Raw genomic sequence first — 15,569 nt, forward strand, 5'->3', positions numbered from 1 at the left:
TTGCCTGCGAATATCCGTCGTCCGGCAGACACTCTTTCGCGCGGCGAACGAATGCCGGATCATCGCCCGGCGACGGTTGTCGCGGCCGCGGCGAACGCCTAGCCTGCAGCTGAAATCTCGGGGGACGGCGGGACGCGCATGGATCGTCTGGATGCGATGAATGTGTTCGTGCTTGCGGTGGACGAGGGCAGTCTGGCGGCGGCGGGACGCAAGCTTGGCCGCTCGCCGGCGGCGGTCAGCCGCGCCATCGCCTTCCTGGAGGAGCGCGTCGGCGTCGAGCTGCTGCACCGGACGACGCGCTCGATCAGGCTGAGCGAGGAGGGCGAGCGCTATGTCGCGATCTGCCGCCGCGTGCTCGCCGAGCTCGAGGAGGCCGAGGACATCGCGGCCGGACCGCGCACGGCGCCGCGCGGCCTGCTCACGATCACCGCTCCGGTGGTCTCGGGCGAGATGGTGCTGCGGCCGATCCTCGACGCATTCCTCGACGCCTATCCGACCGTGTCGGCCAAGCTGCTGCTGTTCGACCGTGCGGTCAATCTGATCGAGGAGGGCGTCGACGTCGCGCTTCGCATCGGTCCGCTGGCGGATTCGGCGATGGTGGCGATGCGGGTCGGCGCGATCAGTCGCGTCGTGGTGGCGGCTCCCCGCTACCTGAAACAGCATCCGCGCATCACGGAGCCGGGCGATCTTGCCAAGCACCAGATCGTCGCGATGGCGCATCTGCCGAATTCCTGGACCTTTGCGCCGCAAGCCGGCTCATCGGCGCCGCGCACCGTGCAGTTCACCCCGCGGCTCGTCGTCAACAGCACCTATGCGGCCGTGGCCTCCACCGTGGCCGGGCGCGGCGTGGCGCGGATGTATTCGTACCAGGTGGCCGAGGAGGTCGCGCGCGGCGAGCTAGAGATCGTGCTGGCGGACGATGAGGATCCGGAGATGCCGGCGCACCTCATCTGCCCGCAGGGGCGGCTTTTGGTGCCCAAGTTGCGGGCCTTCACCGACTTCGCCGTGCCCCGGCTGAAGAAGCAGTTTGCACAGCTGAAGAAGAGCATTGGTGCGCGCTGAGCCGCTTCGCGCCGTCCGCAATGCGTTGTTTTGCGTATACGGCGGGTCGGCTGAATCGGCGATGGATCCAAAACGGTTAACGCCGATTTAACGGATGAGTCCTAGCCTGTCTCGGCCGGGGTTACTCGCAAGGCCGAGGTGAGCCCAATGGAAGCCCAGAAGATCGCGGTCGACGCCGTCGTCGCGCTGACCGATTGCGATCGCGACGCCGTGATCGCGTTCATCCGCCGGCTCTATCTCGCCGGCGTCACCGACCCCAAGCGCCTGATCTTCAAGGGCCTGCAGGCGCTGTCGCGGGCTTGATTCATCTCGTTTCGGCCGGTTTGGCCCCAAGTTCCATCCCCATGCTCTCCCCGGCGTGATTGCAACCCACCGGTGAATATCTTGCTGCTCGGGTCGGGTCGGAGTAGATGACGTCCCCGGCTGGGTCACTTGGGAACTTGGGGAAATGCTGAAACAGCTTTTTGCGCCGCAACTCGTCATTTTGTATGTGCTTGCGGCCTCGACGATTTACGTTCACTTCCGCGGCAAGCAGCGGCTGCGCTTCGCGCGCCAGCTCGGCGACCACTCGACCTATCTCGCGCCGTACAACGTGCTGATGTACGCCGGCTCGGCCGTGCCGAACAAGCCGGTGATCTCGGTCGAGCAGTTTCCGGAACTGAAGCCCCTCAGCGAGAACTGGGAGACCATCCGCGACGAGGCCGTGCGCCTGTTCGATGAAGGCTTCATCCGCGCGGCCGCGAAGAACAACGACTGGGGCTTCTACTCGTTCTTCAAGAGCGGCTGGAAGCGGTTTTACCTGAAATGGTATGACGACTTCCTGCCCTCGGCGAACACGCTGTGCCCGAAGACGGTGGAGCTGCTCAAGTCGATCCCGAGCGTGCACGGCGCGATGTTCGCAATGCTGCCGCCGGGCGGCAAGCTGGGCGCGCACCGCGATCCCTTCGCGGGCTCGCTGCGCTACCACCTCGGCCTGGTCACGCCGAACTCGAACAAGTGCCGAATCCTGGTCGACGGCGTCGAATGCGTCTGGCGCGACGGCGAAGCCTTCATGTTCGACGAGACCTTCATCCACAGCGCCGAGAATGCGACCGACGTCAACCGCATCATCCTTTTCTGCGACGTCGAGCGTCCGATGAAGTTCGGCTTCATGACCGCGATCAACCGCTGGGTCAGCCATCACATCGTCAAGGCGTCCGCAACCCAGAACGTCGAGGGCGAGAATGTCGGCGTCCTCAACAAGGTGTTCGGCAAGCTCTACGAGATCCATCTCGGCAGCCGCAAGGTCAAGGAGTGGAACCGGAGCGTCTACTACACGCTGAAGTACTCGCTGACGGCGCTGGTCCTTGGTCTCATCGTGTATTCGGCGCTGCGGTGACTGATCCCTTAATGGCATCCTTGCCGACCGCGAACACGGAGATCGCGGCGTTCTTTCGCGCGTGGCTGGAGACCTTCGCGGGCTATGTCCGCGAGGTCGACTACGCCTCGGCGCGGCCGCTCTTCCATCCGGACGTGCTGGCCTTCGGCACCTACAACGATGTCATCCCCGGTCTCGATCCGTGGGTCTCGACGCAATGGGACAATGTCTGGCCGAAGACGGCCGACTTTCGTTTCGTACTCGATCAGACCTCGGTCCTGGCATCGCCCGACGGCGCGATGGCGACGGTGATCGCGCCGTGGACGAGCACGGGCTATCATCAAGACGGCAGCACGTTTGCACGCCCCGGCCGGGCGACGATGGTGTTCTCGAGACATGGCGATGGGTGGCTGTGTGTGCATTCCCACATGTCGCTCAATCGCGGTGTGCCGCAGACTAGCCACGCCAATCGGCCGGTGAAGGCCTGGTAGCGCCTCATCGCTGGGCTTATCGACCGACTAAAGTTTTAGCCTCTCATTCCACATTGGCTGGAACTCTTGGAACCCAGCATCGTTTGTTCAATACTGACAGGTGAAACCTACGCAAGCGGGGGGCCTATCCGAGGATGCGCTCCCATGGCAACACTTGACCTCGACGCCACCCGACTTACTGCATCCGAGCATCAGCGCCAGCTTCGCCGCGCTGTGATCGCCTCTACGATCGGGACTGCGATCGAATGGTATGACTTCTTTCTCTACAGCACCGTCACGGGTCTGGTTTTCGCAAAGCTCTTCTTTCCGCACTCGGACCCCTGGGTCGGCTCGCTGGAGGCGTTTGCGATCTATGCGGTTGGATTCGTCGCGCGGCCCATTGGCGCGGCAATCTTCGGCCACTATGGTGACCGCATCGGACGCAAATCGACGCTGATCGCGACGCTGCTCTTGATGGGACTGGCGACCGCCGCGGTGGCCGTGGTACCGACCTATGCCAGCATCGGTATCTGGGGCGCCGTGATCCTGACCGTGCTGCGGTTCATTCAGGGCGTCGGCGTCGGCGGCGAGTGGGGCGGCTCGGTACTGATGTCGATGGAATGGGCCCGCGATGACCGATCGCGTGGATTGATCGCGTCATGGCCGCAGTTCGGCGTGCCCTGCGGGCTTTTCCTCGCCAATCTCGCGGTGCTGGCCTTCAGCCAAATGGCGGGCGATCAGTTCCTGGCATGGGGCTGGCGTATTCCGTTCGCGCTCAGCATCATCCTGGTCGGCGTCGGCCTCTATATCAGGCTCGGCATTCTCGAAACGCCGGTGTTCTCGAAGCTCGTGGCCGAGCGTCAGGTCGACCGCACACCGATGCTGACGGTGATCCGGGAATACCCGAAGGAGATTCTACTGTCTGCGTTTGCGCGCATGTCGGAGCAGGCGCCGTTCTACATCTTCACGGCCTTCGTGTTCTCCTATGGCATCGGCACCCTGCACGTATCGCGCGACTTCCTGTTGACCGCGGTGCTCTCGGCCTCGGTGCTGTCGTTCGTGTCGATCCCGCTGTGCGGACATATCTCCGATCAGATCGGCCGCAAGAACATGTACATGCTCGGCGCTGCTGTGACGGGCATCTTCGGATTCGTCTATTTCGCCATGCTCAATACGGGGTCGCTGACCATCATCTTCCTCGCGATCATCCTGTCGCTGATTCCGCATGACATGCAGTATGGACCGCAAGCCGCCTTGATCGCCGAGAGCTTCACCGGACGCCTGCGCTACAGCGGCTCCTCGCTCGGCTATCAGCTCGCGTCCGTGATCGCTGGCGGCCCCGCGCCCCTGATCGCCACCTGGCTGTACGGCATGTTCCACTCGGCGACCGCGATCGCGGTCTACATCGCGATTTGCGCGGTCGTGACGCTGGTCGCGACTGCGATGATGACCGATTACACCGGAAAGGACATCAACGCGGCGGGGGCGCATCAGCGGCGAACTTGAAGCCGCAAAAAGCCCCGGACGCGACGCCCGGGGCTTTTGCCTTCCCGTGATCTCGAGCTCAGCCTTATTCCGACTGACCGATGCTTACCTTCAGCGTGCCGACACCGTCGACGCCGCACTCGAGTTTATCGCCGGGCTGCAGCTGCGACACGCCGGCGGGAGTGCCGGTCATGATGATGTCGCCGGCGGCGAGCTTCACCTGCTGCGACAGCTGCCAGATGATTTCGGGCACATTCCAGATCAGCTCGGTGAGGTCGCCTTTCTGGGCTTCCTTGCCGTTGACGGTGAGCCAGATCTTGCCCTTGGCGGGATGGCCGATCTTCGAGGCCGGCTGAATCGCGGAGCACGGAGCGGAGCCGTCGAACGACTTGCCGATCTCCCAGGGGCGCTCCTTCTTGCGCGAGGCGATCTGGAGGTCGCGGCGGGTCAGGTCGATGCCCACGGCGTAGCCGTAGACGTGATCGAGTGCCTTGTCGGCTGGGATGTTGAGGCCGCCGCTCTTCATCGCCACGATCAGCTCGACCTCGTGATGCAGATCCTTGGTCAGCGGCGGATAGGGAATCGTGGCGCCGTCGGGCACCAGCATGTCGGCGTGCTTGGCGAAGAAGAACGGAGGAGCGCGCTCGTCATTGCCCATCTCGCGGATGTGCTCGAGATAGTTGCGGCCGACGCACCAGATGCGGCGGACCGGATAACGGCCGCTTTCCCCCACGACGGGAAGCGAAGCCTGGGGCGGAAGCGGGATGACGTAGGAGGCGGCGTTCATGAAGCGGTCTCGCTGCTCTTGAGGTGGACGAACTCTATGCGGTTGCGCTGATCGGCGCCAGGGCGCCGGAATCGTGGTGGTGTTGCAGGCGGAAGAACGAGGCATAACGCCCGCCGCGGCGAAGCAGATCGTCGTGCCGGCCCTGCTCGACGATCTCGCCACCCTCGACGACCAGGATGCTATCTGCGTGCATGATGGTGTGCAGACGGTGCGCGATCACGATGGTGGTGCGATTCTGGCAAAGATGCTCGATCGCCTCCTGCACCTGCCGCTCGGACTCCGAATCCAGCGCCGCGGTGGCTTCGTCCAGCAGAATGATCGGCGCGTTCTTGATCAATGCACGCGCGACCGCAATGCGCTGGCGCTGGCCGCCGGATAGCTGCGTGCCGTGCTCGCCGACCGGCGTGTCGTAGCCGAGCGGGAAGCCCATGATGAAATCATGCGCGCAGGCCGCCTTCGCCGCCTCGATGATCTCGTCCTCGCCCGCGCCCGCTTTGCCGAAGGCGATGTTGCTCCGGATGGTGTCGCGGAACAGATAGACGTCCTGGCCGACATAAGCGGTCTGCGAGCGCAGCGATTTGCGCGAGACCGCGCCGATCGACTGGCCGTCGATCACGATGTCGCCTTGCGTCACTTCATGGAAGCGCAAGAGCAGCGCCAGCACGGTCGATTTGCCGCCGCCGGAGGGGCCGACCAGCGCGGTGACCTTGCCGGGCTCGGCCACGAAACTCATGCGGTTGAGCACGGTCTCGCCGGCGCGGTAGGCGAAGCTGACGTCACGCAGCTCGATCCGCGCGTCGGAGAGCTTCAGCGCCGGCTTGTCGTCGTCGGAATGCTCGCTCGCCGGGCTGTCGACGACTTCGAGGAGCATGCGGGCGCCGACGAGCTGGCTGTTCAAGTCGATGTTGAGCCGCGCCAGCCGCTTGGCCGGCTCGGTCGCCATCAGGAAGGCGGTCATGAAGGAGAAGAACGCGCCGGGCGTGGCGTTGAGCGCGACCACGCTGTAGCCGCCGTACATCAGGCAGCCCGCGACCGCAAAGCCGCCCAGCATCTCCATCAGCGGGTTGGAGCGGTTGGCGACGCGCGCCATCTTGTTGGCGTTGCGCTCGACGATCGCGATGTTCTCGTCGATGCGATTCTGCATGGTCTCTTCCAGCGTGAACGCCTTGACCGTGCGGATGCCTTGCAGCGACTCCTGCATGGTCTCCATGATGTCGGCGGTGCCGGTGAACTGGTTGTAGGCGAGGCCCTTGATGCGCTTGACCAGTTTGCGCAGCACCAGCATCGCCGGCGGCACCGCGACGAGGCCGATGAACGACATCAGCGGATCCTGCCACACCATCACGCCGATCATGGCGAGCAGCATCAACAGGTCGCGCCCGATGGCGTTGACCAGCATGTTGAGCACGTCGGTGATCGACTTGGCGCCGGCCGTCAGCCGCGCGAGGAATTCGGAGGAATGGCGCTCGGAAAAGAAGCCGACGCTCTCACGCATCAGCTTGGCGAAGAGCTGGCGCTGGTTGGTGGCAAGGATCGCGTTCGAGATCTTGGTCAGGATCACCATGTGGCCGTAGGTTGCCACGCCCTTGATGAAGAGCAGGATCACCGTGATCGCTGAGAACATCGCAATGCCGGGGATGTTCTTGTCGACATAGGCCTGGTTGATGACCTGGCCGAGCACGTAGGTCGCGCATGCGGTCGCGCCCGCGGCCACCGCCATCAGCGCGAAGGCAACGAGGTAGCGCCGCCAGTAGACAATCCCCTGTTCCGTGACCAGGCGGCGCACGAGGGCCATTGCCGCATAGGGATCGTCGGTGATTTTCTTTGGAAACTGGGCCATCCGGTGTCCATTGACGGCGCAGGACAAAGCCTGCCCGCGCGTCAGGGATCGATGGGCCTCTGTGCCCGCTCAAGCGGGGTTTTTCAAGCCCAATTAAGGGCTTGCGCTTGGGATGATTCTAGGCCGAGGCGGCGTGGCGAAGCTCGCCGTGGCGCTCGCGGAACAGCTTGTCCTCCCACGCCAAAGCGTGGGCCGCGATGGTCTCGAGGTCCTCGTATTGCGGCTTCCAGTCCAAGAGTCCGCGGATGCGGCTGGTGTCGGCGACCATGGTCATGATGTCGCCCGGCCGGCGCGGCGCGTATTGCACGGCAAAGCTGCGGCCCGACACGCGGCGCACGGCATCGATGGTCTCCAGCACCGAATAGCCGCGGCCATAGCCGCAATTCAGCGTCGTCGAGGCGCCGCCATTGCGCAAATAAGCGAGGGCCGAGCGATGCGCCTGCGAGAGGTCGGTGACGTGGATGAAGTCCCGGATGCAGCTGCCGTCGGGGGTCGGGTAGTCGGTGCCGAACACGTCGATCTTGGCGCGCTGGCCGGTCGCGGCTTCGACCGCGATCTTGAGCAGATGCGTGGCGCCGACGGTGGCAAGGCCGATGCGGGCCTGCGGATCGGCGCCGGCGACGTTGAAATAGCGCAAGGTCACGTATTGCATGCCGTAGGCGGCGGCGACGTCGTGCAGCATGATCTCGGTCATCAGCTTCGACGAGCCATAGGGCGACAGCGGCCGCGTCGGCGCGTGCTCGGGCACCGGGACCTGGTCCGGATTGCCATAGACGGCGGCGGTCGAGGAGAAGATGAAGCGATTGATGCCGCGCTTGACCGCCACGTTGAGCAGGTTGCGCGCGGTCATGAAGTTGTTGCGGTAGTAGCCGAGCGGATCGCGCATCGAATCCGGCACGACGACGGAGCCGGCGAAATGGATGATGCTTTCGATGTTGTGCTGGGCGATCACGCCTTCGAGCAGGTTCTCGTCGCCGGCATCGCCGATGAACAGCGGCACGCCCTCAGGCAGATAGGCGGAGAAACCGGTCGAGAGATCGTCGATCACGACGACGTCCTCGCCGGCTTCCGCCAGCGCGAGGACCGTGTGACTTCCGATATAGCCGGCACCGCCGGTGACTAGCACAGTCATGATCTCACCCGTCTTCGATCAACGCGCAAAGCTAGCGCTTGCGTGGTGAAGAGGGGGTATCGGTGCGGCCGAACTGGTCACTATGCTTAATGTTGCGTATAGGGTGCCTGTCAAACGGAGCGTGACGTGGCCCATTCCCCCAGCGATCTCGAAGTGATCGTGCCAAATCTGCACAGGCGCTATTCCGGGGTCACCGCGACCAACCGGATGGTGGCGCCGCGGCTGGCGAAATTGTATCGCGCCGCCTGGTTCGGCTCCGACGCGCCGGCCGGCATCGCGCGCCTCGGCGTTGCCGATTTTCTCAAGTTATGGCGTCGCAAGGCGCCGCTGATCTGGCACGCGCGGCGCAACAACGAGATGATCGCCGGTGTCGCGCTGCGTGCGCTCGGCTGGCCACTGAAGCTCGTGTTCACCTCGGCGGCGCAGCGGCATCACAGCTGGATCACGCGCTGGCTGATCCGGCGCATGGACGCGATCATCGCGACATCAGATCTCTCGGCCTCGTTCCTGAAGGTGAAGGCGACGGTGATCCCGCACGGCGTCGACACCGATGTCTACGCGCCCCCGACCGATCGCACTGCTGCCTTCGCGGAAGCCGCGCTGCCGGGCCGCTATGCGATCGGCTGCTTCGGCCGCGTGCGCGCGCAGAAGGGCACCGATGTGTTCGTCGATGCGATGTGCCGCCTGTTGCCGCGCTATCCGGATTTCACCGCTGTCATCGTCGGCCAGGTCACGGCCGAGCAGACGCCCTTTGCCAACGATCTGAAAAAACGGATCGAGGCCGCCGGCCTGCAATCGCGCATCGTTATCACCGGCGAGCTGCCGATCGAAGCGGTGCAGCGCTGGTACCAGCGGTTGACGATCTACGCCTTCACGTCACGCAATGAGGGTTTTGGGCTGACGCTGATCGAGGCGATGGCCGCGGGCAGCGCGCTCGTCGCCGCGCGCGCCGGCGCGGCCGAACTCGTGGTCGAGGATGGCTTAAGCGGCGTGCTGATCCCGACCGGCGATGTCGATGCGCTCGCGACGGCGCTGGAGCCGTTGATGCGCGACGTGACGCTTGCGACGGCGATGGGCGAGCGGGGGCGGGCGCGGGTGTTGGCAAAGTTCAGCCTCGATGCGGAAGCGGCGCGGATCGGCGAGGTTTATCGGCCGCTGCTCTGAGCAACACGGGGAGGGCCGAAAATAAAACCGCGAAAACAACCCCATGCACAATAGGCGGCCGTAGCGAAATCAATGGCTTGGCGGCCGGTGCACCGCCTCTGCGGATTGCGTTGGCGTTACAATCATGTTCCCATATTGGGAATTTTGCGTTGATCCCGAAGTGGGAACAATGCTATGGCTATGAACGTAATAGCTGGAAAGGCGCTCAAGATCTTTTGGGAGCGATACCCCCAAGCGGAGACCCCCTTGGGTACCTGGCACGAAATCGTTTCCAAGGGTGACTGGAGTTGCCCTGCAGACCTGAAGAGAGCGTTTGGAAACAACATCGACTTTGTTGGCGACAACAGGGCCATCTTCGACGTAGGCGGCAACAAGTATCGCCTTGTGGTTCACTTCTCCTCCAAGTTCAAAACAGCTCTCATCAAGTTTGTCGGCACGCGCGCAGAGTACGACGGAATAGACGCGGAGACCGTGTGATGATGGACGTAAGGCCTCTTCGCAATGAACAGGATTACGATTGGGCTATCCGGGAAGTATCCCGCTATTTCGAGGCCGAGCCCGCTCCAGGCACGCCTGATGGTGATCGCTTCGAAGTCTTGTCTTCGCTCATCAGGGAGTACGAGGACAATCACTTCGCGACCACTCACGGCGATCCAATCGACGTTCTCCATTTCGCAATTGAATCCATGGGGCGATCGCAGACAGAATTGGCGACTCTGATCGGACGCAATCGGGCATCCGAAATTTTGAATCGCATCCGTCCACTGACGCTGGACATGATCCGGATCATCAGCAAGGAATGGAGCATTCCAATTGGCGCTTTGACTGCTCGATATGAGCTGTCGCGTGCGCATGCTTGATCGTACTGGTGCCGCGGCGCTGCGGACCGCGTTCGCCAGCGGCGTTTAATTCTCCGCCTTCGCACCAGCCTCGCCCAGCACCCGCTGCGCAATCTCCACCACCTCGCTCGCCGCGATATTCCGCATACACCTGTGGTCGTTCATCTTGCAGACCGTGCTCTGGCAGGGCTGGCAGGACAGCACTTCCTTGCCCTGGACCAGGGTGGCGGCGAGGCCGTTGAGGGGGGCCCAGAGATAGGGGCTGGTCGGACCGAAGATGCCCATGGTGGGCGTGCCCAGGGCGGCCGCGATATGCATCAGGCCGGAATCGTTGGAGATGGCGACGCCGGCGGCCGCCATGGCCAGCACGCCGTTGCGCAGATCGTTGCCGGTGAGGTCCCGCACGCCGGGGCCGCCTGCCGCCGCGATCTCCTGGGCGAGGCCCTTTTCCGCGGGGCCGCCGACTACCCAGACTTCCAGCCCGCGCTCGGCCAGCAGGCGGGCGGCCTCCGGGTAGTACGTCCAGCGTTTTGAGACGCCGACCGAGCCGGGAGCGAGCGCCACCGCAGCCCCGCCGCTGAGGCCGTTGGTCTGCCGCCAGCGGACGATGTCCTCGGCCGGAACCCGTAATTGCGGCACCGGCCATTCCGGGGGCAGGGGGGCGCCGTCGGGCTGCGCCAGGGCGGCGTTCTTGTCGATGAAACGGGGCAGCTTCTTTTCACCCCAGCGCCAGCGGTTGATCAGCCCGAACCGGAACTCGCCGACGAAGCCGACCCGTTCAGGAATACCGGCCAAGGCGGGCGCGATGGCAGCCTTCCAGGTGCGCGGCAGCACCAGGGCGGTGCCGTAGTTCTGCTCGCGCAGGAGCTTCGCCAAGGCCAGCTGACGGCCCACGGCGAGCCGGCCGCGCGGCAGGTCCCAGACGATCCCAGCGCGCACGCCGGGCATGTAGTCGACCAAAGGGGCGCACAGCGAGGTCGTGAGGAGGTCGACCGGCCGATTCGGCCAGCGCTCTTTCAGGACTCGCACGACGGTGTGATTCCGGACGAAATCACCGATCCACATGTAGGGAATGATCAGAATCGGGCGCGTGTCGCTCCGGTCTGCATCTCCGTTAAGTTGTGAATTCTGGTTCATTCGTTAGACGGGACCGCAATGATTTGGCGGTTCGGTAGCCGCTCCCGGCGGGCAGGTAAAGCCGGCAGACCGCTCAATCCCAAAACCGCTTACACTTTGGCGGCTCATGCGCTAGGGCAGGATCGGGACGTAAAAAATCGGGCAGGTAGGTGGAATGTTGCTGGTGACCGGCGGGGCCGGTTTTATCGGGTCGAATGTCGTGGCCGCGCTCAATGACGCGGGCCGCAGCGACGTGGTGGTGTGCGATCTGCTGGGCACCGACGGCAAGTGGCGAAACCTCGCCAAGCGCCAGCTTGTGGATATCGTTCCGCCGGCCGAGCTGGTGGACTGGCTGAAAGGCCGCAAGCTCGATGCCGTGATCCATCTCGGGGCGATTTCCGCGACCACCGCGACCGACGGCGACCTGGTGTTCGAGAGCAATTTTCGCATGTCGATGCGCCTCCTCGACTGGTGCACGGCCGGCACGGTGCCGCTCATCTACGCCTCCTCGGCGGCGACTTATGGCGACGGCGAGACAGGTTTCGACGACGACGCCTCGATTCCCGCATTGAAGAAGCTTCGGCCGATGAATCTCTACGGCTGGAGCAAGCACATGTTCGATCTTGCGGTCGCCGGGCGCGGCGCGAACGGCGATCCGCTGCCGCCGCAATGTGTGGGCTTGAAATTCTTCAACGTGTTCGGCCCCAACGAATACCACAAGGGTTCGATGATGAGCGTGCTGGCGCGCCGCTTCGACGACGTCAAGGCCGGCCGCGTCGTGCAATTGTTCAAATCGCATCGCGAGGGTATCGCCGACGGCGATCAGCGCCGCGATTTCATCTATGTCGACGACGTCGTGCGCGTCGTCATGTGGCTCCTGGCGACGCCATCCGTGTCCGGCCTCTTCAACGTCGGAACCGGCAAGGCGCGCAGCTTCAAGGATCTGATGCTGGCTGCCTATGCGGCGCTCGGCACCAAGCCCAACATCGAATACATCGACATGCCCGAGCAGATCCGCGGGGCCTACCAGTACTTCACCCAGAGCGAGGTCGATCGGCTCCGCCGCGCCGGCTATAACGGCGGCTTCACGACGCTCGAGGATGCCGTGAAGGCCTATGTCGGGGACTACCTCGACCGGCCCGACCGCTTCCGCTGAGGCTCTTTGACCATGCCGACGCCCATTCTCGATTTCGACGCCCTCGCGCAAGCCATCTCAGGCCGCACGGTGCTGTGCATCGGCGATATCATGCTGGACGAGTTCGTCTATGGCGAGGTGTCGCGGATTTCGCCGGAAGCGCCGACGCCTGTCATCACGGCCCAGCGCAGCCAGATCCATATCGGCGGCGCCGGCAACGTCGCGCGCAACGTCGCTTCTCTCGGCGCGCGCTGCATCTTCGTCGGCCTCGTCGGCGAGGACGACGCCGGTGCACGGCTCGAGACGGCGCTGGACGAGCTCTCTGCGATCGAAAGCGTGCTGGTGTGCGATCCCTCGCGGCCGACCACGCGAAAGGTCCGCTTCGTCTCCGAACATTTTTCCACGCACATGCTGCGCGCGGATTGGGAACAGACGGCGCCTGTATCCGATGAGATCGAGACGAAGCTGATCGAGGCGATCCTGCCGCAGATCGCGCGTGCAGACCTCGTGCTGCTTTCGGACTACGCCAAGGGCGTGCTGACGGCGCGCGTCATCCGCCACACCATCGACGCCGCGCGAAAGCTCGGCAAGCCCGTGATTGTCGATCCCAAGAGCCTAAACTGGGCGATCTATCGCGGCGCCACGCTGCTCACGCCCAACCGCAAGGAATTTTCGGAAGCGACCCGCAGCCGCGCCGACACGCCGCAGAGCATCGTCGAAGCCAGCGAGGACGTGATGCGGCTCGCCGATTGGGAGGCGATCCTGGTCACCCAGGGCGAACATGGCATGACGCTGGTGCCGCGGGGCGGCGAGGCCGTTCACGTTCCGGCTTTCCCGGTGAAAGTGCGCGACGTCTCCGGTGCCGGTGACACCGTCGCCGCCGCGCTCGCGGTGTCGCTCGCGGCCGGCGCGGACTGGGACACGGCATTGCGCATGGCCAACGCCGCCGCTGCCGTCGCGGTCGGCAAGCAAGGCACCGCCAGCGTGAGCGCGGCCGAGCTGCGCCGAAAGATCCTGCCGCATGCCACTCTCGCGGCCGAGGAGAAGATCGTGCTCGAGCCCGATACGCTCGATGCCCAACTCGCCGAATGGCGCCGGCAGGACCTGCGTGTCGGCTTCACCAACGGCTGTTTCGACATCCTGCATCCCGGCCACGTCAAGGTACTGACCGCGGCGCGCGCCGCCTGCGACCGCCTGATCGTCGGCCTCAACAGCGATGCCTCGGTGCGGCGCCTCAAGGGCGCCGAGCGGCCGGTTCAGGACGAGCGCGCGCGTGCCGAGGTGCTCGCCGCGTTAGAGGCCGTCGATCTCGTCGTCATTTTCGAAGAGGACACGCCGATCGACCTGATCAGGCGGATCAAGCCCGGCGTGCTGGTGAAGGGCGGCGACTACACCCGCGAGCAGGTGGTTGGCCACGAGGTCGTCGAGGAAGCGGGCGGGGTGGTCGTGCTGGTCGACATCCTCCAGGGCTTCAGCACGACGGCGCTGGTGCATCGCGCCCGAGGAGGGGGCAAGTGACGGCGCTCGCACGCGAGACGACCGGCGAAATGTTGCTTCGCCGTCTGCGCAGCCCGGCGGCCTGGCGCGAGACCGTCGATATATTCGCGGTCCTGACCGCGGCCTCGTTGCCCTGGTCGACGTCGCTTGCGGGGATCTTCAACGCGCTGATGCTGCTCTGCATGGTGCCGTTCCTCGACGTCCGCGACTTCCTGCAATCCTTGAAGCGTCCGATCTGTGCGGCGCCGATCGCGCTGGTCCTGCTCGCGCTGGTGGGGACACTCTGGTCGGACGCGACCTGGGGCGCGCGCTTCTATGCGGTCAATCCGACCGTGAAGCTGCTCGTGCTGCCGGTCCTGATCTATCATTTCGAGCGATCGCCGCGCGGCCACTGGATCTTCATCGCCTTCCTGGCGTCCTGCGCCTTGTTGTCGGTGATGTCCTGGCTGGTCGCCTTCTACCCGAACCTCGCGTTCAAGACCGATTCGCCCGAGCGCGGCGTCTTCGTCAAGAACTACATCGACCAGAGTCAGGAGTTCGCGCTTTGCGCGGTCGCGCTGGCCTATCCGATCGTGACGCTGCTGCGCGAGAAGCGATACGGGCTCGCCGGACTGCTCACGGCGCTGGCGCTGAGCTTCTTCGCCAACATGGTTTTCGTGGTGGTGTCGCGTACCGCGCTCGTCACCATTCCAATCATGCTCGGCGTGTTCGCACTGCTCCACCTCAAATGGCGCAGCATCGCGATCGTCTCCGCCGCTCTGCTCGCCGGCTCCGTGCTGGCCTGGCAGGTCTCGCCGCATCTGCGTCAGACGACCGAGAGGTTCACCCGCGACTACACGGGCTATGTGGAAAGGGGCGAGTCGACCTCGATGGGCATGCGGCTCGAATTCTGGCGGAAATCGCTCGGATTCTTCGCGGAGGCACCCATCGTCGGGCACGGTACCGGCTCGACGCGCGGATTGTTCGAGCGCGTCGCGACGCCTCAAGGCCACAACCAGGCATCCGCCGAAGTGATCGGCAATCCGCATAATCAGACGCTGAACGTCGCCGTGCAATGGGGCTTGATCGGCGTCGTCGTTCTCTACACGATCTGGATCCTGCATCTGCTGTTGTTTCGCGGCGACGGTCTTGCCAAGTGGATCGGGCTGCTGGTCGTGGTGCAGAACGTCTTTACCTCGCTGTTCAACTCGCATCTGTTCGACTTCCACGAGGGCTGGATGTACGTCATCGGCGTCGGCGTCGCCGGCGGCATGGTGATCCGGGCACAACAGGCCGAGGCGAAGATGAGGGAAGCCGGTTCCTGAGCGTCCGCGCCGCTGGCAAGTCTGGTCCAGATGGGCTATCAGCGCGGTCAGGTTGCATGTAACTGGATTTTCATCGGTCGGCGAATGACGCGTCTTACGCATCTCACCTCGCGCAATTTCCTGATCGCGCTGCACGACGTGCTTGCGACGACGGCGGCACTCTTTGCCGCCTTCTATGTGCGATTCGAAGGTGGCGATGGCTTCTTCCAGCGCCTGCCGGTGCTGTTCCAGATCCTGCCTTACTTCCTTGCGCTCAGCGTGGTCGTGTTCTTCCTCTTCAACCTGACCACGACGAAGTGGCGCTTCATCTCGCTGCCGGATGCGCTGAACATCATCCGCGCCGCCACCGTGCTGACGCTCGCTCTGCTCGTGCTGGACTAC

The 15,569-nt window shown here is 64.2% G+C and carries 15 protein-coding genes and 1 pseudogene; 12 read left to right on the top strand and 4 right to left on the bottom strand.

The annotated features are described in order from the left end of the window. Positions 1 to 138: 138 nt before the first annotated feature. From XH84_RS33935 to XH84_RS33950, 5 genes are all read left to right on the top strand, one after another. Positions 139 to 1,062: a LysR family transcriptional regulator gene (locus tag XH84_RS33935; RefSeq protein WP_128918258.1), complete on the top strand. Its 924-nt coding sequence runs from the start codon at positions 139 to 141 to the stop codon at positions 1,060 to 1,062. A 147-nt stretch (positions 1,063 to 1,209) separates the two neighbouring features. Further along, positions 1,210 to 1,365: a hypothetical protein gene (locus XH84_RS40220; protein WP_164936107.1), complete on the top strand. Its 156-nt coding sequence runs from the start codon at positions 1,210 to 1,212 to the stop codon at positions 1,363 to 1,365. Positions 1,366 to 1,510: 145 nt separating this feature from the next. Then, complete coding sequence (locus XH84_RS33940) at positions 1,511 to 2,440, top strand: aspartyl/asparaginyl beta-hydroxylase domain-containing protein (protein WP_128918257.1); 930 nt, start codon at positions 1,511 to 1,513, stop codon at positions 2,438 to 2,440. An 11-nt stretch (positions 2,441 to 2,451) separates the two neighbouring features. Then, the gene (locus XH84_RS33945) at positions 2,452 to 2,910 is read left to right on the top strand and encodes a YybH family protein (protein WP_128918256.1); all 459 of its coding nucleotides are present in this window, start codon (positions 2,452 to 2,454) and stop codon (positions 2,908 to 2,910) included. Positions 2,911 to 3,054: 144 nt separating this feature from the next. Further along, entirely contained in the window at positions 3,055 to 4,395 is a 1,341-nt protein-coding gene (locus tag XH84_RS33950; RefSeq protein ID WP_128918255.1) for an MFS transporter, read from the top strand. A 64-nt stretch (positions 4,396 to 4,459) separates the two neighbouring features. Here XH84_RS33950 and XH84_RS33955 read toward each other — a convergent pair whose 3' ends face one another. The 3 genes from XH84_RS33955 to galE all read right to left on the bottom strand — a co-directional run bounded on the left by XH84_RS33955 (position 4,460) and on the right by galE (position 8,133). Next, positions 4,460 to 5,161 (bottom strand): fumarylacetoacetate hydrolase family protein, encoded by a 702-nt coding sequence (locus XH84_RS33955; RefSeq protein ID WP_128918254.1) that lies wholly within the window; start codon positions 5,159 to 5,161, stop codon positions 4,460 to 4,462. A gap of 34 nt (positions 5,162 to 5,195) precedes the next feature. Next, positions 5,196 to 7,001, bottom strand: a complete 1,806-nt coding sequence (locus XH84_RS33960; RefSeq protein WP_128918253.1) for an ABC transporter ATP-binding protein — start codon at positions 6,999 to 7,001, stop codon at positions 5,196 to 5,198. A gap of 118 nt (positions 7,002 to 7,119) precedes the next feature. Next, complete coding sequence (galE, locus tag XH84_RS33965; RefSeq protein WP_128918252.1) at positions 7,120 to 8,133, bottom strand: UDP-glucose 4-epimerase GalE; 1,014 nt, start codon at positions 8,131 to 8,133, stop codon at positions 7,120 to 7,122. 126 nt (positions 8,134 to 8,259) lie between these two features. Between galE and XH84_RS33970 the strand changes: the two genes are divergently transcribed. The 3 genes from XH84_RS33970 (at position 8,260) to XH84_RS33980 (ending at position 10,157) form a co-directional block, all read left to right on the top strand. After that, positions 8,260 to 9,297 carry a glycosyltransferase family 4 protein gene (locus XH84_RS33970; protein WP_128918251.1) on the top strand — a complete coding sequence of 346 codons (1,038 nt, stop codon included), beginning with the start codon at positions 8,260 to 8,262 and terminating at the stop codon, positions 9,295 to 9,297. Between the two features lie 180 nt (positions 9,298 to 9,477). After that, positions 9,478 to 9,774, top strand: a complete 297-nt coding sequence (locus XH84_RS33975) for a type II toxin-antitoxin system HigB family toxin (protein WP_128948624.1) — start codon at positions 9,478 to 9,480, stop codon at positions 9,772 to 9,774. After that, complete coding sequence (locus tag XH84_RS33980; protein ID WP_347338727.1) at positions 9,774 to 10,157, top strand: helix-turn-helix domain-containing protein; 384 nt, start codon at positions 9,774 to 9,776, stop codon at positions 10,155 to 10,157. The genes XH84_RS33975 and XH84_RS33980 overlap by 1 nt, the downstream gene beginning before the upstream one ends. A 45-nt stretch (positions 10,158 to 10,202) precedes the next feature. On the opposite strand, the gene waaF is transcribed toward XH84_RS33980, so the two are convergent. After that, positions 10,203 to 11,273, bottom strand: a complete 1,071-nt coding sequence (gene waaF / locus XH84_RS33985) for a lipopolysaccharide heptosyltransferase II (protein ID WP_128918249.1) — start codon at positions 11,271 to 11,273, stop codon at positions 10,203 to 10,205. Positions 11,274 to 11,427: 154 nt separating this feature from the next. On the opposite strand from waaF, the gene rfaD reads away from it, so the two are divergent. The 4 genes and pseudogenes from rfaD to XH84_RS34005 form a co-directional block, all read left to right on the top strand. After that, positions 11,428 to 12,408, top strand: a complete 981-nt coding sequence (rfaD, locus tag XH84_RS33990; RefSeq protein WP_128918248.1) for an ADP-glyceromanno-heptose 6-epimerase — start codon at positions 11,428 to 11,430, stop codon at positions 12,406 to 12,408. A 12-nt stretch (positions 12,409 to 12,420) separates the two neighbouring features. Next, positions 12,421 to 13,905 (top strand): D-glycero-beta-D-manno-heptose-7-phosphate kinase, encoded by a 1,485-nt coding sequence (rfaE1, locus tag XH84_RS33995; RefSeq protein ID WP_128918247.1) that lies wholly within the window; start codon positions 12,421 to 12,423, stop codon positions 13,903 to 13,905. Next, on the top strand, positions 13,902 to 15,188 hold the full coding sequence (locus XH84_RS34000; RefSeq protein WP_128918246.1) for an O-antigen ligase family protein: 1,287 nt from the start codon (positions 13,902 to 13,904) through the stop codon (positions 15,186 to 15,188). The genes rfaE1 and XH84_RS34000 overlap by 4 nt, the downstream gene beginning before the upstream one ends. An 84-nt stretch (positions 15,189 to 15,272) precedes the next feature. Beyond that, positions 15,273 to 15,569 (top strand): annotated as a pseudogene (locus XH84_RS34005) (capsular biosynthesis protein); the annotation flags it as partial.

Source organism: Bradyrhizobium nanningense (assembly GCF_004114535.1).
In the GTDB taxonomy this organism is placed as follows: Bacteria; Pseudomonadota; Alphaproteobacteria; order Rhizobiales; family Xanthobacteraceae; genus Bradyrhizobium; species Bradyrhizobium nanningense.